Here is an 18,562-nt window from a genome sequence, read left to right on the forward strand (position 1 = left end):
TTTTTCGCATGAGCTTCACTTGGACCGCACATCGATTCTCCGGCGGCGCGCTCGCACTGGACGTCGCCAATTCCGTGGTCCTGCGCTTCGACGCGGAGCGCCGGATCGATCGCTTCGACGATCCGGCGGCGATCGACAGCTTCGCCGAGGCCGCAAATCTGTACGGCGCCGAACGGAGCCGTTTCGGCACGCTCGTCCCGGCAAAATCAGAGCGTCGAAATGTATTCATTGGACTGCGCGAGGCGACCGACCGCCATTTCCGCGCGCTGGTGCGGACTGAGGATCGGCCGGACCTCCTGGCCGATCTGCTCGAGGCGATCGCCACCGTCCTGCGTCAACCCGCGACCACGGGCAAAGGCACGCCGCTCGATGTGGCCACGGCGCATTCGGCACTTGGTCTCATTGCCGGACCGGAGAGGGAACGCCTCAAAATCTGTCCCAACTGCGCGTGGCTGTTTCTCGACCGCAGCCGCAACCGAAGCCGGACGTGGTGCGACATGGCGGTTTGCGGCAACCGCACGAAGGCCAGGCGTCATTATCGCCGCAGCAGAGAGGAACCGAAGCCATGAAGAGAGCCATGATATCCGCTCTGCTCGCCGCAGCGGTCGCTGCCGGCTGTCAACGCGAAAGCGGCAGGGATCCGCTCGAACTGACCGGCAAGATGTTCGTGTTCAACTATCGGCTGGCCTATGCGACCTATATGGTCACCCTCAACAAGACGGAGCCGGTCCCGGATGGGAGCACTGTCGTCGCAACCTTCGAAAACCCTGCCGGCGGCAATCCGCTGACCCTTGAACGGCGGCTTTTCCCGAAGCTGAACAAGGTGGTGCTGGAAAGTCCGGACATCACCTGCGTGAAGAAGCAGAGACCCTATGCCGTGACCATCGAGGTCAAAGGGCCGGACGGGACATCGCTTCAGAGATTGGAGACGACTGTCATTTCCGACATCGATCAGGACGTGATGCCGGCGAAGCCCCTTGTCGAAGGTCCGGCCTACGACAAGAACCCGGAGGTCTTCAAGGACGGCAAGGCGCCGGCGCGCTTCGAGACCGCCACTTGCCCGACGTAAAAAGCCGGAGCGTCCCCGCCCCGGCTCGAAAATCACGTCCCTGCTTTATCGCTCAGCCGACGATCTCGGTGCCGGAGAACCAGTAGGCGATTTCCTCGGCAGCGGTTTCCGGGGCATCGGAACCATGAACCGAATTTTCGCCGATCGAAAGAGCGTGGACCTTGCGGATCGTGCCCTCGGCGGCGTTAGCCGGGTTGGTAGCGCCCATGACTTCACGGTTCTTGGCAATGGCGTTTTCGCCTTCGAGAACCTGAACCACGGTCGGGCCGGAGGACATGAATTCGACGAGCTCGCCGAAGAACGGGCGCTCCTTGTGGACCGCATAGAAGCCTTCGGCTTCGCGGCGGCTCATCCAGACGCGCTTCGAGGCGACGACGCGAAGGCCGGCATCCTCCAGCATCTTGGTGATGGCGCCGGTCAGGTTGCGCTTCGTCGCATCCGGCTTGATCATCGAAAAGGTACGTTCAATCGCCATTGGCTCAATTTCCCTTGCTCTTGAGAAGTGGCGGTTCATTAGCCGCCAATTCCGCGCAAAACAAGGGGGCGCGGCGATGATTCGCCCCCTCGCGCTGTAGTTTCACGCCGCTGTCACGCTGCGGCCCAAGCCGTCGTGAAGGTCGAGGCAGCGCTCGAACCAGTCGGTGACGACGTCGCCTGCGGCAAGCAGGCGGCGCGGCGAAGCGATACGCGCCCATTGCAGCGCGCCAAAGACGATATAATCGGCAAAGAGCGGCCCGCCGCCGCCGAGGAACGGCTGAAACTTCAGCATGTGGCGGAGCGGTTCGAGCTTCGCCGAGAAGGTTTCGAGGTCTTCGCGCCCGGCCTCGGCAACCGCCTCCAGCGGCCTTCCGAAGCGCTCCTCGCGGCTCGCCCGGAAATATGCCCGGTCGATCGGATCGAGGCTGTCATGAATGTCCATGATCGCGATACGTCCGATCGCGGGAGGCAAAACCGTTTGCGACCAGCCCTCGACAAAGCGAGCCATGGCCTTTCCGCCTTCGCCGGAAAACAGCGGGGGACGATCGGGATAGGCCTCTTCGAGATAGAGAGCGATATCGAAGCTGTCGCTGACGAGTTTCTCCCCGTCGCGCAGCAGGGGAACGATCTTCGTCGCCCCCTGCTCCAGCCTCGGAATCTCGGTGAAGCCGACGGGCGCGATGTCGAAGGCTAGGCCCTTGTGCGCGAGCGATAGCTTCGTCTTCCACACATGCGGCGAAAAGGGGCGGCTCCTGTCGGTTCCGGAGAGTGCATAGAGTTTGCGTGTCATTCAGGCTCCTGTATTTCGCTACCGAGGCACATAAGGGGAGCACCGCTTGCGGATCAAATCACTTAATTTCATCAGTAGCATTCGACACCCTGATACGGATTCGCGATAGGTTGCCGACCACACGAGGAGCCGACCACACGAGGAGATTGCCGATGCTCGACCATTACCGGATGTTTGCCGACTACAATCGCTGGGCGAACCGGCGTGTCTACGCTGCCGTCTCGGAACTATCGGATTCGGAATACCGGGAGAACAAGGGAGCGTTCTTCGGCTCGCTGCACGGGACGCTGAACCATATCCTCGCGGCGGACCGGATCTGGATGAAGCGGTTTACGAAAGAGGGCGAGGCGCCGTCGCGACTCGACGCCATTCTGCACGAAGATTTCACCGGACTGGCGGCGGCGCGGGCGGCCGAGGACGACCGCATCATTGCCTGGGTCGACAGCCTCGACGAGGCGCGCCTTGCCGGGCACTTCACCTACTCTCCGCTCACCAATCCGGTCGAGGTCACGGAGCGGCTCGCACGGACGCTCGCTCACTTCTTCAATCATCAGACCCATCATCGCGGCCAGGCGCATGCGACCTTGACCGCGCTTAGGCAGCCCTCACTGACGCTGGACCTGGTTTTCTTCCTGCGGACCGAGGGCAAGAAGTGGGCCGATTGACGCGAGGCCGGAGCCGCGCTCCGCGGCAAGCGAGATGCGCCTGTCTCGGGCGCCGGCGAGCCACGCGATAAGTTGCCCCTGCCCCAGCCAGGCGGCAATGCCGAGCGCGATGCCCCCCAGGATTGAGCAGAAGGCAAACGCCAACGGCGAGAGCAACGGCCGGATCGGCAGCAACAGCAATTCCGGCACGAAGCGGTGCAGGATGTAGATATGAAAGCCCGCTGCGGAAAGCGGCAGGATCAGCCGCGTACCCCATTGCGGCATGCGAATGCGCGGCAGGAAGAGCAGCGCCGCCAGGACGACGATCTGCAGCAGATATTTGACTTTCGTCCCGATCCAGACGCCCTCATAAAGTCCGAGGAACAGGAAAACGCCTGTTCCTGCCAGCATTACCATCGAGCGTTCTTTCCACGTTTCGGCAACTGCCGCACACCAGCCGAGCACCGCCATGTAGAAGATCCATGGAAGGGTGAATATCTGGCGGTTGCCGATATCGACGAGAAGCGGAAACGCCATCCGGGCAGCGAAGGCCGCGGCGAACAGCGCCATGCCCACCGCAAGAGGTCTCCTGGCCGCGGCGTGCCGAACGACCGGAACGGCAAACAGAGCGCCAAACACCAGCAGCATCTGACAATAGGCTTCGATGAACCAGTAAAGATAGGGCACCATGCCGTGGCGCCCGGGGTCGGCAAAGCCGAAATTCCCGACGAGAGAGACCGACGCCCAGGGTACCTCGCCCCAGGCGAGCGTGTAGCCCGCCACGATCAGATAATAGGGGACGAGAATCTGGACGAGCGGCCGCAGCAGCTTGTCTATCGCGCCGGAGAGCAGTGCGCCGCTCTGGAAGCGCGCTAGACCGAAGCCGGCGAGAATAACCATGGCAGCCGATCCTCCCGGAATCGGCCAAAGCGTCTCGTGGTGGACCACGACCAGCAGGATCGCCAGCGCCCGGATCAGGAGATCCGCGTCGATCCGGCGGCTCTTGCGCTCGCGGCTGCCGAGGGCGGCGAGTTCGCCGATCGAGAGCTTTTCCCAGGCCTCCGGCAGTTCTCCGAGCCTCCTCTCGAGGCCGATCGAAAGCTGGACGAAACGGAGTGAATCGCCACCAAGCGACAGAAAACTGTCCTCCCGTCGAAGCTTCTTCGGATAGAAGAGCTGGGCAAAAAGCGCCTCGACGTCCCCCTCTTCCGAACTGCCGCACGTCGCCGCGGCCGGCCGCTTGCGAAGGGCCGGGTAATCGATCTTGCCGGATGTCAATCTCGGCAACTTGTCCAGGCGGGAAGCCCCTAAATGCATCAAGGTCAAGCCGCTCGCCTCGACGAGCAGGCGGCGAACTTCATCCGGATCGCGGTTTCCCACATAGTAGGCATGGATTTCGGTGTCGCCGCCGACCACGGCCGCGGCGACGCCGTGCCGCTCCAGGGCCGCCTCCAGACTGTCGTGACCTATTCGGAGGCCCGCAATCTTCGATATCCGCTTTGTTCGTCCGACGATCCGGAAGAGCCCGTCCGCATCTCTTACGGCCAGATCGCCGGTCCGCAATTCCGACAACTCGGCCCCCCGCGCGAGATCGGCGCGTGACGACGCGTAGCCCATCATCACGTTCGGCCCGCGATAGACAAGCTCGCCGGGCTGATCGGCGCTGGAGATTATCCTTCCACCGTCGTCCTTTATCGTCAGGCTGCCGCCCGAGATGGCGATGCCGATCCGGTCTTCCCTGCCCCGGAGGCGGTCCGGCGGCATATAGGCCATGCGAGCGGTTGCCTCTGTCTGGCCGTACATCACGAAAAGGCACGCGTTGCGCGCGGAGAGATGCTCATTGTAGCGGCGAACGAGTTCCGGCGCCAAACGTCCGCCGGCCACAGTCATGAAGCGCAGCGCCGGAAAGTCCCGCTCCCGGAATCCCGCCATTTCCAGGAGGTCGTAGGAATAGGGGACTCCGGCAAAATTGGAGCTGCCGCTCTGCGCAAGTTCATCGAGGAAGCCCTCGTCGAGGATGGAACAGCCCGGCATATAGACGCTCGCGCCCACGGCGAGGTGGGCGTTAAGGACGGAAAGCCCGTAGGAATAGTGGAGCGGCAGGATGAGGCAGCCTCGGTCCGCTTCCGTCAAACCGAGATATTCCGCGATTGATCGCGCATTGGACTGGATATTCATGTGCGACAGCCGCACCCATTTTCCCTGCCCGGTGCTGCCGGACGTCGAGAGCAGGACGGCAAGTTCGGGATGCGGCGCGATCGCATTTCCCGCCAGCCGCTCCATGCGCCAGCGATCGCCGAAGCGGCGGTAGCAATATTCCGGCTTGAAGACGTCGCGATCCTTGACCATGGAAGCGGTGCCGCACAGGGCGACCGCGTGGCCCGCCTCGAGTGCTGCGAGATAAGCAACGATAGCGTGTTCGGAAAGATCGGCCTCGATTGTGACCAGGCCGCGATCGCCGCGCCACCGAGAAGCGAGCCGGTCGATGCGCTCGGCAAGTTCGCGGTAACTCACGATCCGCCCGCCGCGCAAAAGCAGCGCCGGCCGATCGCCCCGCGCAGCCAGACTTGCAACACCGAACGGAGACACCGAAACTTCGCCTGAGCCGCCCAAGACCACCTCCATTTTAGCAAGGCGGCATATTATTGCTGACTCCCATCGTCAAGTATAAAGGGCGAAGCGGAGAGAGGACGTTGTGCGAAACGGTTTTGCGCGCGGAGTGCGCCGTTTGAAAAGGCCACCCCGGAGCACGAAAGACCCGGTTCGGGGGAACCGGGCCTTTCGTTCGGGCGGAGCCAGAGGCGCGTGGGAGGCCGCGCCCGCTCCGTGACTCGTCGGCTGTGACCTTAGCGGCTGAGGCCCTGGTAATATTCGCCTTCACCGCCGGAAACGACCTTCGGCTGCGGAGCATAGCCGACGGAACCGGTGGACGTACGGTCGAGGGAGCCGTCGGCACGGCGAACGGCCGTCTGGTCACCGGCTCGCGCTGCGCGTTCGGTGTAGAGCGGCTTGTCGCTGACACCCTGATAATAGCTGCCGCCGGCAAAGGCTGCGGACGCACCGCCGAGAACGGCTGTGGCAACGAGGGTGGCGGCGAGAGCAGTATGGATTGCGTTCCTCATGATCATCACTCCTGATCGGTCGTTCGCTTGAACGAAGGTTTCGTCGCGACCGCCTTGATCGGCACCATTCCGGACGCGGTGGCCTCGCCGATGGCGCCCGGTCCGATCAAAGGGTCAGAAGAGCATTCTCGTGCTCTCCGTCCGAAGATGTGGGGCCTCATGATGAGGATGGGAAGTATTGATTATCGGAACACGTTGTCCATGAATCCATAACAATCCTTACTTGAAAATGCCTTCGGCATCCTTATCCGAGCGATCGCGAGAGCAGTGGCGCGAGCCTCTTGCCTTCCCGAAAAAGTCCGGGCAAAAGGCCCGGATGATCCAGATATCCGGCCTCTCCGCCCGCATTGCGGGCCGTCTGCTTATCGACAACGCTTCCGTGACGCTTCCGGCGGGCACGAAGGCCGGGCTCGTCGGGCGCAACGGCGCCGGCAAGTCCACACTGTTTCGGGTCATCACCGGCGAGCTTGCGGCGGAAGCCGGCGGTGTTTTCTTGCCAAAGAACGCTCGGATCGGGCAGGTCGCACAGGAAGCGCCGGGGACGGAAGAGCCTCTGATCGAAATCGTGCTCAACGCCGACAGGGAACGCACCGCGCTCATCGCGGAGTCGGAGACGGCGATCGACCCGCACAGGATCGCCGAGATCCAGACGCGGCTCGCCGACATCGGCGCCCACTCGGCGGAAGCGCGCGCGGCAAGCATTCTCGCCGGCCTCGGCTTCGACCACGAGGCGCAGAAACGCCCCGCCTCCTCCTTTTCCGGTGGCTGGCGCATGCGCGTGGCGCTTGCCGCGGTCCTTTTTTCCGAGCCCGATCTGCTGCTCCTCGACGAGCCGACCAACTATCTCGACCTCGAAGGAACGCTGTGGCTCGAGGACTATATTCGCCGTTATCCGCACACCGTGATCATCATCAGCCACGATCGCGACCTCCTGAACACCGCGGTGAACGCGATCGTTCACCTCGATCAGAAGAAGCTCACCTTCTACCGCGGCTCCTACGATCAGTTCGAGCGGCAGAAGGCGGAAGCGGACGAACTGCAGATGAAGGCGAAAGCCAAGAACGAGGCGGCCCGCAAGCATCTGCAGAGCTTCATCGATCGCTTCAAGGCCAAGGCTTCCAAGGCCCGTCAGGCCCAGAGCCGCATCAAGGCATTGGAGCGGATGGGCACCGTTGCAGCCGTGATCGAAGACCATGTCCAGGGCTTCACCTTTCCGGACCCGGAGAAGCAGGTGGCCTCGCCCATCGTCGCCATCCAGGGCGGCGCGGTCGGCTACGAACCGGGCAAGCCTATCCTGAAGAGGCTCAATCTGCGCATCGATGCGGACGACCGGATCGCGCTTCTCGGGTCCAACGGCAACGGCAAGTCCACCTTTGCGAAGTTCATCGCCGGGCGCCTCCCCGCGCAAAGCGGCGAGGTGCGGATCGCCCCGGGGCTGAAGGTGGGCTTCTTCGCCCAGCACCAGCTCGACGACCTCGTGCCGACGCAGAGTGCCGTGGAGCACGTCCGCCGCCGCATGCCGGAAGCACCGGAAGCGAAGGTGCGCTCCCGCGTGGCGCAGATGGGACTTGCAACCGAGAAGATGGACACCGCGGCCAAGGATCTCTCCGGTGGCGAAAAGGCGCGGCTTCTTATGGGTCTTGCCGCCTTCGAGGCGCCAAGTCTGCTTATCCTTGACGAGCCCACCAACCATCTCGACATCGACAGCCGCAATGCACTGATCGCCGCCCTCAACGACTTCTCCGGCGCGGTCATCCTCATTTCGCATGATCGCCACCTGATCGAAGCGACGGCCGACCGGCTGTGGCTGGTGCGCGAAGGAACCGTCACGAACTACGACGGCGACCTCGAGGACTATCGCGGGCTGATCGTCGGCGGGCCGAAGCCCAGGGACGACAAGCCCAGGGTGAACGGATCGGATGAGGCGCTCTCCAAGGCAGACCAGCGAAAGGCCAATGCGGACAGGCGAGCCTCACTGGCACCGCTCAGGAAAAAGATCAATGAGATCGAGTCCTTGACGGCCAAACTGGAGAAAGTGATTCAGGCCCTTGATGCCGAGCTTGCAGATCCAGCGCTTTACGAGAAGGCCCCGGCAAAAGCGGCTCAGCGCGCCAAGGAACGCGCCGATGCCGTGGAGAAACTTGCTGCTGCGGAAGAGCAATGGCTGGAGCTGTCGGCGGAATACGAGGAAGCGATGGCGGGATAATCAGCCCGGCTGCTCTCGATCACGATGTCTTTAGGTCGGGTCGACCTAAAGACATCGGCGGCTCTAACCGAGCTCGAAGGTCGTGATCCCGTAAATCCGTGCAAGCGGCAGATCCGGTGCAGGTCCGCGATACATGCGGGCGGTCTCGAAAACCGGCTTCATGTTGTAGCGCGTGCAAAGTGCTCGGGCGGACGCATTCGGCTCGGGAACGTCCAAATAGATCCGTTCCCCGCCGGTGCCGGTTGCGAGCTTGCGAAACAGGAGATCCGCACCGGTCTCGCTGTCGGCGAGCAGCGGACCGATCTTGTAGCCTTCGCGGCACTTGCGGATCGTTCCGTACCCCGTGATGGCGCCGTCTCGCAGCAGGACCACGCTTCTGCGCGTCTGCAACTGCTTGGTCCATTCGCGCAGAAACGCCTCGCGCCGCGTTGGATTGAACCTCATGTCATAATCGATCAGCGTCGCCGAATGCACCGGCGCCACGTCGACAAGCTCGGTGCCGGGCGGCTCGGTCACGTTCACCACGCCGCCGTAGCGTATGTTCGCGTGCGCCCAGCCGAAACCCGATTTCCGATAGTTTCCCTGCTGGCCCACGACCCCGTCGAGGCCGATGGTCCGCCCCTCGGCCCTTGCAATCGCCCACTTCCAGAGATCGAGGCCGATGCCCCTGCCCCGATACGCCTCGTCGGCGATGAAAAAGCCGAGAAACGCGTAACCGCTGCCATAGCGCACGAGCGAAATGGCAGCGGCAAGCCGCTCTTCCTCGACCGCGACCCAGTAGCCTTCTGGATCGGCGGCCCAGAAAGCATTGCCGTCGTCAGTACCGGGATTCCATCCCTCCCTGGCGGCCCAGTCGATGATCGTGTCGAGCTCGGCCCGTGTCGCAAGACGAATATGTGGCATCTGAAATCCTGACTTCGGAGACCCCCTCGAGAGGCAAGAAGACGGACAAGATAGATTTGGGTTCCATCTTGTCCACCCAAGCGGCTAGGCTAATTTTTGCAACTGGATGCCGGCTTGTCGGCATTTCCCAATCTGCTAAAAGGGTGCGGAATAAATCATACTAATCAGGGCGGAAAACACCATGTCCCCAATCAACATTGCCATCGTTGGCGTCGGCAAGATCGTGCGCGATCAACATCTGCCGGCGCTTGCGAAGAACGCGGACTACCGCCTGATCGCAGCCGCGAGCCGCCATGGAACGGTGGACGGCATCGACAATTTCAAGTCGATCGAGGCCATGCTCGAGGCCATGCCGGGGGTCGAGGCGGTTTCGCTCTGCATGCCGCCGCAATACCGCTACGAGGCGGCGCGTACCGCACTTGCCGCCGGCAAGCATGTCTTCCTCGAAAAGCCGCCGGGCGCGACTTTGAGCGAGGTCGCGGACCTGGAGGCGCTGGCGGACGAAAAAGGCGTTTCGCTTTTCGCGAGCTGGCACTCGCGCTATGCGCCGGCAGTGGAGGCGGCAAAGACGTTTCTGGCGTCGACCGCGATACGTAACGTCCGGATCATCTGGAAGGAAGATGTTCGCCACTGGCATCCGAATCAGGAGTGGATCTGGGCAGCCGGCGGTCTGGGCGTCTTCGACCCCGGCATCAATGCGCTCTCGATCATGACCCACATCCTGCCCCAGCCGGTCTTCATCACCTCCGCGACACTCGAATTTCCCGAAAATCGCGACGCGCCGATCGCCGCCACGATCGCCTTCAGCGATGCCGAGAAGCTCGATGTCGCTGCCGAGTTCGATTGGCGCCAGACAGGCAAGCAGAGCTGGGACATCGTCGCTGAAACCGATGCGGGCGAGATGGTCCTCTCCGAGGGCGGCGCCAAACTCGCGATCGACGGCAAGATCGTCCACGAGGAGCCCGAGCAGGAGTACCCCATGCTCTATCGGCGTTTCGCCGAGATCATCAAAGCCGGCAGATCGGATGTCGACCTGGCGCCGCTCCGGCACGTGGCCGACGCCTTCATGCTCGGCCGCCGCAAATTCGTCGAGGAATTCCACGACTAAGTGTCGCGTGTGCGGACATGGTGCTGTCGCCCTCGCCGCCGCTGATGCCCCTCTCCCCGGTTAAACCCGAGGGGACGAGTACGACGCTGCCGCGAGTCTCTTTCGCACCGCCTGCGGGGAGAAGGTGGAAGGCAGGCCGGATGCGGGGCAACCGGTTCCGGCCTGATTCGCGTCGATCACGCCTTCTTTTCCCATCTTCCGTCACGGTTCTGCTGCCAGTAGGTGAGATTGTGCCCCTCGCCCTTTAGCCGCTTCCACTGATCGCGCGCCGCCTCGAGCTGCTGCTGGTCGTAGCCGTCGAACATGAAAACAACCCGCTCATATTCCGAAACCGGCGGCGGCTCGGCGCCGTCGACGACGAAGCGCACAGTCGCGGCGTTCCGGTTGCCTTCATCGGCAACGACGAGAATCGGTTGCTCCGCCGCGAAATCGCCGGCGTCCGTCCCATGCGGCAGGAAGCTGTCGTCCCGATAGACCCATAGATGCGTATCCAGCGCATCGCGCCTTTCGGCGTCGATCGTCTGCACGACCACCCGCCAGCCGCGCTCGATGCTCTTGTCGAGCAGCGGCGGCAGGGCGTCTTCGAGCTTCGATTCCGTCAGGTGGTAAAAAAGGATCTCGGTCATTCCGATCTCGGGCCAACGGTCACGATTCGTAGTTCGCGCGCACCAGCTGGTCGAGGAGACGAACGCCGAAGCCCGAGCCCCATGACTGATTGATCTCGTCGGTCGGCGAGCCCATGGCGGTGCCGGCGATGTCGAGATGCGCCCAGGGGGTGTCCTTGACGAAGCGTTTCAGGAACTGCGCCGCGGTGACAGAGCCGCCGTGCCGGCCGCCGGTGTTCTTCATATCGGCGAACTTGCTGTCGATCATCTTGTCGTATTCCTTGCCGAGCGGCATCCGCCACAGTCGCTCCTGCGTCGCCAAACCGGCGGCGAGCAACTGCTCTGCCAGCCGGTCGTCGTTCGAAAACAGCCCCGCGTAATGATTGCTGAGCGCTACCATGATCGCGCCGGTCAGCGTTGCCAGATCGATCATCAGCTGCGGCTTGAAGCGATCATTGCAGTACCAGAGGGCATCGCCGAGGACGAGCCTGCCTTCGGCGTCGGTGTTGATCACCTCGATCGTCTGCCCGGACATGGACGTCACGATGTCGCCCGGCCGCTGGGCACTTCCGTCCGGCATGTTCTCCACGAGCCCGATGATACCTATGGCATTGACGGCTGCCTTGCGCGCGGCAAGGACATGCATGAGGCCGGTCACTGCCGCCGCTCCGCCCATATCGCCCTTCATTTCCTCCATGCCGGAAGCGGGCTTGATCGAAATGCCGCCGGTGTCGAAGACGACCCCCTTGCCGATGAAGGCGACCGGCCTTTCCTTGGCCTTTCCGCCCTTCCACTGCATGACCACCAGCCGCGGCGGACGGGACGAGCCTTGCGCCACGCCGAGGAGTGCGCCCATGCCGAGCTTCTTCATCTCCCGCTCGGTCAGTATCTCGACATCCACGCCGAGTTTTTCCAGTTCCTTCGCGCGCGCCGCGAACTCGACGGGGCCCAGCACGTTGGCGGGCTCGTTGACGAGATCGCGCGCCAGAAACACGCCTTCTCCGACCGCCTGGGCCGTCGTGAAGGCCTTTTTCGCTGCGATCACCGTGCCGGTGACGATGGTGACCTTGACCGGTTTCTGCGCCGCCTTCGGCTCGTCATCCGATTTCCGGGTCTTGTAGCTCTCGAAGCCGTAGGCATTCATTTCCATGCCAAGGGCGAAATCCGCAGCTGCCTTGCCGGTCACTTCGAGCCCCGGCGCATCGAGGAAAACCGTGATCTTTTCGGCAGACCGCGATTTCGCAGCCGCGGCGCCACCGGCCTTCAGCCAGTCGTGATCGCCGACGCCGCCCGCGTCCCCGAGGCCGAGCAGGACAATCCGATCGGCCGGCGAGCCGTGCGGCGCAATGACGTCGAGAGTCGAGAGCGCCTTGCCAGTGAACTTCCCGACCTTCGCCGCCTTCGCCAGGACGCCCTCCGGATCGGCGACAGCCGCCCCGGCCGCTTCCTTGGCGCCCGCAACCTGCAGGAGTATCGCGACGCCGCCGGCCGGGCGGTGGGATTTGCTGAAAGAAAACTCGAATTTCATCGGCATGCAGGACTCCAGGCACTTTCTGACGGTGGCGCCCGGCCTGTTACCGGACGGCTACAGTGACCGACATTCGCGACGTCGGCGGTGATCGAAGCTGTGGGGCGCACCCTTCTCGCTTTTCAGGCGCTTGGCAAGATGCTCGCACATGTTTACATGCGGTTAACCGAAATTCTTCGGCTTATATTTTCCCTGTTGTCGCAGATTCCGATTCGCGGCACGGGGACGAAGACGGCCACCTCGGCCGGCAAGAAATTGCGCGCTCGTCCGCAACCGAACGGCATACGAATTTGAGCAGGACCTTGGACCGGATACGGCTATGAAGCTCATCGAACGCTACATATTCCGGCGCGCCACGATCATGTTCCTGGCGACGCTCCTGCCGTTGATGGGCATCGTGTGGACCACGCAGGCGCTCACCAATGTCAACCTCGTTACCGACAGCGGTCAGTCGATCATCGCCTTCCTGAAGCTCGCGACGCTGATTCTGCCCTCGGTCGTGCCGATCATCCTGCCCTTTGCCCTGGTGATCGGCGTGACGCAGACGCTGAGCGCGATGAACACCGATTCAGAGCTTACGGTGCTCAGTGCCGCCGGCAGTTCGCGCATGTCCATCATCCGGCCGGTGATGTTTCTCGCGGCAGGACTGAGCGTCCTCTCCTTCGCCATCGACAATTTCGTCGAGCCTTATTCGCGTGTTGCGGTACGCAAGATGATCGCGACGGCCCATGCGGATCTGCTTGCCTCCGTCGTCCAGGAGAACGCATTCCGCAAGATTACCGACGGGCTTTACGTTCAGGTCGGCGCCCGCCGCAGCGGCGGCGTGCTGCAGGGCATCTTCGTTGCCGACGCGCGCGATCCGAATTTCGAACTCGTCTACTATGCGCGCGAAGGAGCCGTCGACGAGGAACGCTCCGCGCTGGTGATGAAGGACGGAGAGGTCCACCGCAAACTGCCGGACGGCGACGTTTCCATCATCAAGTTCGACTCCTACGCCTTCGATCTGACCGACCTGACCAGGATGGCGGGAGAGGCCAATATCCGCGCCAAGGATCGCGATCTCTTCTATCTGCTTGACCCCGATCCCGACGACGAAGCCTACAAGAGAGCTCCGCGCGCCTTTGCGGCGGAGCTGCACCGGCGCTTCACCGAATGGACCTTTCCGCTGCTCTTCGGCCTCATTGCACTCGTCGTCAGCAGCGATGCCCGGTCGCATCGCGAAGCACGCGTGCACCCGATGGTCAGCGCCCTTGGAGCGGCTCTGGTCATCCGGTGGATGACGTTCTACGCGGCCAACAGCGCCGAAGATTCGGTATGGTTCGTGCCGCTCATGTATCTGATCCCGCTGGTGACCGGAGCGCTTGCCATACAGCAGCTTGCCAGCAACCGGCGCCTCGACATCCCCATGACCTGGCAGGAAAAGCTCACGGACCTCATGGTCAGGCTACGGCTCGTGCGGCCGGCGGGTGCCGACGGGGAGCAGCCCTCATGATTTTCAACACGCTCGGACGCTATTTCTTCAAACGTTATGCACGCACCACGTTTTGGTTCCTCGTCGGCATTTTCGCGCTGATCTTCATCATCGACTTCAGCGAACTGACCAGCCGCATGTCGAACCTGCCACATTACACGGTGTCGGGCGCGCTGCTGATGACCGCGTTCCGCATTCCGACGATTCTGCAGCAAACGGTGCCCTTCGTCGCGCTTTTCGCGGCGATGGCTGCATTGATCTCCCTTAACCGGCGCTATGAACTCGTCGTAACTCGGGCGGCGGGCATTTCGGTCTGGCAATTCCTGCGTCCGTTCGTCGTCGGCGCGCTGCTCTTCGGCGTGCTTGCAGTGGTCGTGATCAACCCGCTTGCAGCCTGGGGAACCAAGAAGGCGGAAGCGCTGGAGGCGGAGTGGGGCTCCACCCGTTCGGCCGCCGCGAACTCGATTCCCTGGCTCCGGCAGATCTACGACGGCACCGACACGATCATCGGTGCACGCTCCGTCCAGAACGGCGGCACCGAGCTGATCAACGTGACCGTTATCCACTTCGATCCACAGGGCGCAATCACGCTCCGGCAGGATGCGAAGTCGGCGAAACTTGAAGATGGTTACTGGCTTCTTAACGGCGTCGTCGAGACGGAGGTCGGGCGCCTGCCGCGTCGTATGGAAACGGCACAGCTTCGCACCAACCTGAAGCCGGATTTCGTCCAGGAACGTCTGGCAAAGGCTGATTCTATTCAGTTTTTTGACCTTCCGCGGAAAATCGAAGTGGCACGGTCCTTCGGCTTTTCCACCAACGGCCTGGAAACGCAATTTCACTCTCTCATGTCGCTGCCGCTGCTGCTCGTCGCCATGACGCTGATCGCCGCCTGCGTCTCGTTAAAATTTAGCCGGTTCAACCAATCTCGATCGGTGATTCTCGGTGGAATCCTGTCGGGCTTCGTGCTTTATGTCGTCACCGTGCTTGTCAAAGCATTCGGGAGCAGCGGCATTGTGCCTCCGTTCGTTGCAGCCTGGCTGCCGGTTGTTGTAGCAATGGCGCTGGGCTCGACGATTCTACTGCATCAGGAGGATGGCTAGTGGCGGCAGGCAACCGCAAACGCATGAAGCTTACCAACGCTGCCCTGCTTGCAGGCGTGGCGCTGCATATGCTTGCCATCGGAATGAATGCGCCAGCCAAGGCGCAGGATGCAGGGACGCGAATCGACGAACTGCAGCCGAATATTCCTGCCGACGCCAAGCTGCTGCTGACCGCCAATGAGCTCGTCTACAATCGCGACACGGAAAAGGTGACCGTACGCGGCAATGTGCAGATCGAATACGGCGGCTACAAGATGGTGGCCCGGCAGGTCGATTACGATCAGAAATCCGGCCGCATCCTCGCGACCGGCGACATCCAGCTCATCGAGCCGGGCGGCAACATCGTTTATGCCGACAGAATGGACGTCACCGACGACTTCGGCAACGGCTTCGTCCAGGCCCTCAGGATCGAAACGACGGATCTGACGCGCCTGGCGGCGGAAACCGGCGAAAGACGCAATGGCGAGGAATTCATCCTCAACAAGGCTGTCTACACCGCCTGCACGCCGTGCAACACCAAGCCGGAACATCGCTCTCTGTGGCACATCAAGGCCCAGCGAATCATTCAGAACGGACGCACCCGTACCATTCGGCTCGAGCACGCCTATTTCGAGCTCTTCGGCAAGCCGATCGCCTACATTCCGGTGATGGAAATCCCGGACCATACGGTCAAGCGCAAGAGTGGCTTCCTGTTCCCGCAGTTCCGCTACACGCAAAAGCTCGGCGCCGGCGTAGGAGTGCCCTACTACTGGGCGATCTCGCCCTACATGGACGCGACGATCACCGGCACCGGGCTGACCCGCCAGGGTTTTCTCCTTGAAGGTGAGTTCCGGCAGCAGTTCCACAACGGCCTGCATACGCTGAACGTCGCCGGCATCAGCCAGCTGGACAGGGAGCAATTCACACCGGGAACCGTGGACGCGCTGGAAACCAATCGCGGCATGATCGCTTCGCGGGGCAAATTCGAGATCAATCCGCGCTGGAGCTTCGGCTGGAACGTCCTCGTCCAGTCGGACAACAACTTCGCCAAGACCTACGATCTGTCGACCTTCGACGGCACGACCTATGTGAACCAGGCCTATCTCACGGGCCTTGGAAAACGCAATTATTTCGACCTGCGGGCCTTCTATTTCGACATTCAGGATGCCGACCCAAACAGCCTCGACGAAAACAAGCAGCCGATCGCGCAGGTCCTCGACTATTCCTACACTGCACCGGAGCCGATCCTGGGCGGCGAACTCAACGCCGATTTCAACCTTACCAACATCAAGCGCAACCGGCTCGACAGGATAAACGTGCTGGGGGTCGAGCGCTTCCGCGGCCTCGAGGGTACCTCGCACAGGCTCACCGGCGAACTCGAATGGAAGCGAACCTTCATTGCGCCCGGCGGACTTGTGCTGACACCGCTGCTCGCGGCACGCGGCGATGCCCTCGGCATGAATGTGGATGACCCGGTCGGTTACACCGGCAACTTCAGCAGCAGCGATGCCGAGACCCGTAGAATGTTGACCGCCGGTCTCGAGGCACGCTATCCGATCCTCTTCGCTGGAGAGACGAGCACCCACGTTCTCGAGCCAATCGGGCAGCTGTATGCGCGTCCGGACGAGCAATATGCGGGCGGACTGCCGAACGAAGACGCGCAGAGTTTCGTCTTCGACGCGACCAACCTCTTCGATCGCGACAAATTCTCCGGTTACGATCGCATCGAGGGCGGTACGCGCGCGAATATCGGTCTGCGCTATACTGGAAGCTTCGACAGCGGCTTCGGCCTGCGCGCCATAGCCGGCCAGTCGTTTCACCTTGGCGGCCTCAATTCCTTCGCGACGGACGATCTCGTCAAGGTCGGGGCGGATTCGGGCCTCGAAACCGACAGTTCCGACTATGTCGCCATGTTGGGTATCGATGCCCCGTCGGGTCTGATGGCGAGCCTCTCCGGACGGCTGGACGAAAGCGACTTCTCGCTGCGCCGGGCCGATGCAACGGTCGGCTATCTCGGACTGAACTGGCAGGCCGCTCTCACCTATACGCGGATCGAAGCCCAGCCGACCTATGGCTCACCGTTCGATCAGGACGAAATCCAGACCGCTGCCGCCTACCGGTTCCACGAATATTGGTCGGTTTTCGGCGCGGTGACCTACGACATCGACGCGGGCGTCGTCTCCCGCAACGGCCTCGGCATCACCTATGACGACCAGGACACGCTGTTCTCGATCGTCTACAAGCAGGAGCGGGACACCGACAGTTCGCTTGCGAACGATTGGTCGATCGGCGCCCGCATCAGCTTCCGCACGCTCGGTGACGTCTATGTCGGCGACACCAAGTTCGACGAACTGGACTACTTCTAGATGTGGAGCCTCAACAGGTTGTCCTCGGCTAGACCGAGTCTGCTGATGGGTGTGGTTGCGTTTAGACTGCCGTGCGGCCTGTGCCAATTGTAGCGATGAAGCCAATGGGGCAACTCGGCGGCGCGCCGGTCCGAGTTTGGATAGGCGACGGCATAGGCCCACTCTCTGAGGGCGGTCTGGATAAAGCGTTCGGCCTTTCCGTTGGTCTTGGGTGTGTATGGTCTCGTGCGAACGTGCTTGAGGCCGTGTTCGCGGCAAGCCTGGACGAATACCTTTGATGTGTAGCAAGGCCCATTGTCGGTCATGACGCGCTCGACTACGATTCCGAGGCTGGCATAGTAGGCCAAGGCTGCCTTGAGGAACGTCACAGCGCTTTCTTTCGTCTCGTCCGGCAAGATCTGTGAGAAAGCGACCCGCGAGGCATCATCGATGGCGACGTGAACGAACTCCCAACCGGCACCCCAAGCCTTGCCTCTGCGCGAGCTCTGTCGGGTGCGATCGCCGGTGATGCGGTGGCCAACCTCGTGGAACCGCCCGAGCTTCTTGATGTCGAGATGAATCATTTCGCCGGGAAACCCGCTCGTAACGGCGAACGGGTTCGGCCGGTTCGATGTCCTTGAGCCGGGAGAGACCGGCACGCTTGAGCACTCGGCTCACCGTCGCCGCAGATACACCCGTTTGCTGGGCAATATGCTTGCCGGTCAGCCGTTGTCGGCGCAATGCGACAATCTTGTCGGCGATCTTGAGTGCGGTTTGCCGTGGGCTCGTCTTCGGTCTGGACGAGCGGTCCATCATGCCGTCGCAACCGTCAGCCAGGAACCGTTTCACCCAGCGTCCAACCACTTTTGAAGTGACACCGTAAACCCGTGCAGCCTGGGCTTTGGAAAAACGCCCCTCAACGACGTCGCGCGCCATCTCCACTCGACGCAGCGGCGTCAAACGGGCATTCTTATGAATGTTCATTCGGTCCTCCGAGAATCACTGAAGCTTCACAACCTCAGCTTTCACGGGCCGGACCGAATGGACAACCTCTTGAAAGCTCACATCTAGAGCGTTTGAAACGGCGCACTTCCGGACGGAAACCGTTCCACGTTTTTCCTGGGAAGTGCTCTGAAGTGGCCATGTTCCGCCCTCGCCGCATCGGCCCGATCGGAATCGACCTTCGGAAAGGACGGTTTCATAAGTTGAAGCGTC

At 62.2% G+C, this 18,562-nt stretch carries 16 protein-coding genes and 1 pseudogene; 9 read left to right on the top strand and 8 right to left on the bottom strand.

Annotation, left to right across the window (positions count from 1 at the left end):
- Nucleotides 1-8 precede the first annotated feature (8 nt).
- A complete protein-coding gene (locus ACTJKL_RS21315; RefSeq protein ID WP_411923201.1) occupies nt 9-569 on the top strand; it encodes a CGNR zinc finger domain-containing protein in 561 nt (186 codons plus the stop codon).
- Nucleotides 566-1,069: a hypothetical protein gene (locus tag ACTJKL_RS21320; protein ID WP_411923202.1), complete on the top strand. Its 504-nt coding sequence runs from the start codon at nt 566-568 to the stop codon at nt 1,067-1,069. The genes ACTJKL_RS21315 and ACTJKL_RS21320 overlap by 4 nt, the downstream gene beginning before the upstream one ends.
- A 52-nt stretch (nt 1,070-1,121) precedes the next feature.
- On the opposite strand, the gene ndk is transcribed toward ACTJKL_RS21320, so the two are convergent.
- Nucleotides 1,122-1,544 (bottom strand): nucleoside-diphosphate kinase, encoded by a 423-nt coding sequence (gene ndk, locus ACTJKL_RS21325; protein ID WP_003531616.1) that lies wholly within the window; start codon nt 1,542-1,544, stop codon nt 1,122-1,124.
- Nucleotides 1,545-1,646: 102 nt separating this feature from the next.
- On the bottom strand, nt 1,647-2,336 hold the full coding sequence (locus ACTJKL_RS21330) for a glutathione S-transferase family protein (RefSeq protein ID WP_440853731.1): 690 nt from the start codon (nt 2,334-2,336) through the stop codon (nt 1,647-1,649).
- 152 nt (nt 2,337-2,488) lie between these two features.
- Here ACTJKL_RS21330 and ACTJKL_RS21335 point away from each other — a divergent pair, with 152 nt between their 5' ends.
- Entirely contained in the window at nt 2,489-3,001 is a 513-nt protein-coding gene (locus ACTJKL_RS21335; RefSeq protein WP_440853732.1) for a DinB family protein, read from the top strand.
- On the opposite strand, the gene ACTJKL_RS21340 is transcribed toward ACTJKL_RS21335, so the two are convergent.
- Together ACTJKL_RS21340 and ACTJKL_RS21345 are read right to left on the bottom strand one after the other, a co-directional pair.
- Complete coding sequence (locus ACTJKL_RS21340) at nt 2,942-5,593, bottom strand: AMP-binding protein (protein ID WP_440853733.1); 2,652 nt, start codon at nt 5,591-5,593, stop codon at nt 2,942-2,944. The genes ACTJKL_RS21335 and ACTJKL_RS21340 overlap by 60 nt on opposite strands.
- A 233-nt stretch (nt 5,594-5,826) precedes the next feature.
- Nucleotides 5,827-6,108 (bottom strand): hypothetical protein, encoded by a 282-nt coding sequence (locus ACTJKL_RS21345; RefSeq protein WP_003531620.1) that lies wholly within the window; start codon nt 6,106-6,108, stop codon nt 5,827-5,829.
- A 310-nt stretch (nt 6,109-6,418) separates the two neighbouring features.
- Between ACTJKL_RS21345 and ACTJKL_RS21350 the strand changes: the two genes are divergently transcribed.
- On the top strand, nt 6,419-8,308 hold the full coding sequence (locus ACTJKL_RS21350) for an ABC-F family ATP-binding cassette domain-containing protein (RefSeq protein ID WP_338278857.1): 1,890 nt from the start codon (nt 6,419-6,421) through the stop codon (nt 8,306-8,308).
- 63 nt (nt 8,309-8,371) lie between these two features.
- Here the strand turns inward: ACTJKL_RS21350 and ACTJKL_RS21355 are convergent, their stop codons facing one another.
- Nucleotides 8,372-9,211 (bottom strand): GNAT family N-acetyltransferase, encoded by an 840-nt coding sequence (locus tag ACTJKL_RS21355; protein ID WP_018094676.1) that lies wholly within the window; start codon nt 9,209-9,211, stop codon nt 8,372-8,374.
- A 181-nt stretch (nt 9,212-9,392) separates the two neighbouring features.
- Between ACTJKL_RS21355 and ACTJKL_RS21360 the strand changes: the two genes are divergently transcribed.
- A complete protein-coding gene (locus ACTJKL_RS21360; protein WP_440853734.1) occupies nt 9,393-10,319 on the top strand; it encodes a Gfo/Idh/MocA family protein in 927 nt (308 codons plus the stop codon).
- Between the two features lie 176 nt (nt 10,320-10,495).
- Here ACTJKL_RS21360 and ACTJKL_RS21365 read toward each other — a convergent pair whose 3' ends face one another.
- Entirely contained in the window at nt 10,496-10,945 is a 450-nt protein-coding gene (locus tag ACTJKL_RS21365) for a DNA polymerase III subunit chi (protein ID WP_100672117.1), read from the bottom strand.
- Nucleotides 10,946-10,964: 19 nt separating this feature from the next.
- Nucleotides 10,965-12,458, bottom strand: a complete 1,494-nt coding sequence (locus ACTJKL_RS21370) for a leucyl aminopeptidase (protein ID WP_338278852.1) — start codon at nt 12,456-12,458, stop codon at nt 10,965-10,967.
- An 81-nt stretch (nt 12,459-12,539) separates the two neighbouring features.
- On the opposite strand from ACTJKL_RS21370, the gene ACTJKL_RS21375 reads away from it, so the two are divergent.
- Genes ACTJKL_RS21375 through ACTJKL_RS21390 form a run of 4 tightly spaced genes read left to right on the top strand, consistent with a single transcriptional unit; the run spans nt 12,540 to nt 17,368 of the window.
- Nucleotides 12,540-12,746 carry a hypothetical protein gene (locus tag ACTJKL_RS21375; RefSeq protein WP_411923208.1) on the top strand — a complete coding sequence of 69 codons (207 nt, stop codon included), beginning with the start codon at nt 12,540-12,542 and terminating at the stop codon, nt 12,744-12,746.
- Nucleotides 12,747-12,771: 25 nt separating this feature from the next.
- Nucleotides 12,772-13,944 carry an LPS export ABC transporter permease LptF gene (gene lptF / locus ACTJKL_RS21380; RefSeq protein ID WP_100672115.1) on the top strand — a complete coding sequence of 391 codons (1,173 nt, stop codon included), beginning with the start codon at nt 12,772-12,774 and terminating at the stop codon, nt 13,942-13,944.
- On the top strand, nt 13,941-15,023 hold the full coding sequence (lptG, locus tag ACTJKL_RS21385; RefSeq protein WP_018094670.1) for an LPS export ABC transporter permease LptG: 1,083 nt from the start codon (nt 13,941-13,943) through the stop codon (nt 15,021-15,023). The genes lptF and lptG overlap by 4 nt, the downstream gene beginning before the upstream one ends.
- Nucleotides 15,023-17,368 carry an LPS-assembly protein LptD gene (locus ACTJKL_RS21390; RefSeq protein ID WP_100672113.1) on the top strand — a complete coding sequence of 782 codons (2,346 nt, stop codon included), beginning with the start codon at nt 15,023-15,025 and terminating at the stop codon, nt 17,366-17,368. Before lptG ends, ACTJKL_RS21390 begins: the two co-directional genes overlap by 1 nt.
- Here the strand turns inward: ACTJKL_RS21390 and ACTJKL_RS21395 are convergent.
- Nucleotides 17,365-18,331 (bottom strand): annotated as a pseudogene (locus ACTJKL_RS21395) (IS481 family transposase). The gene ACTJKL_RS21390 and the pseudogene ACTJKL_RS21395 sit on opposite strands and share 4 nt — an antisense overlap.
- Between the last annotated feature and the right edge of the window lie 231 nt (nt 18,332-18,562).

Source organism: Sinorhizobium sp. 22678, from assembly GCF_052044265.1.
Taxonomy (GTDB): domain Bacteria; phylum Pseudomonadota; class Alphaproteobacteria; order Rhizobiales; family Rhizobiaceae; genus Sinorhizobium; species Sinorhizobium meliloti_A.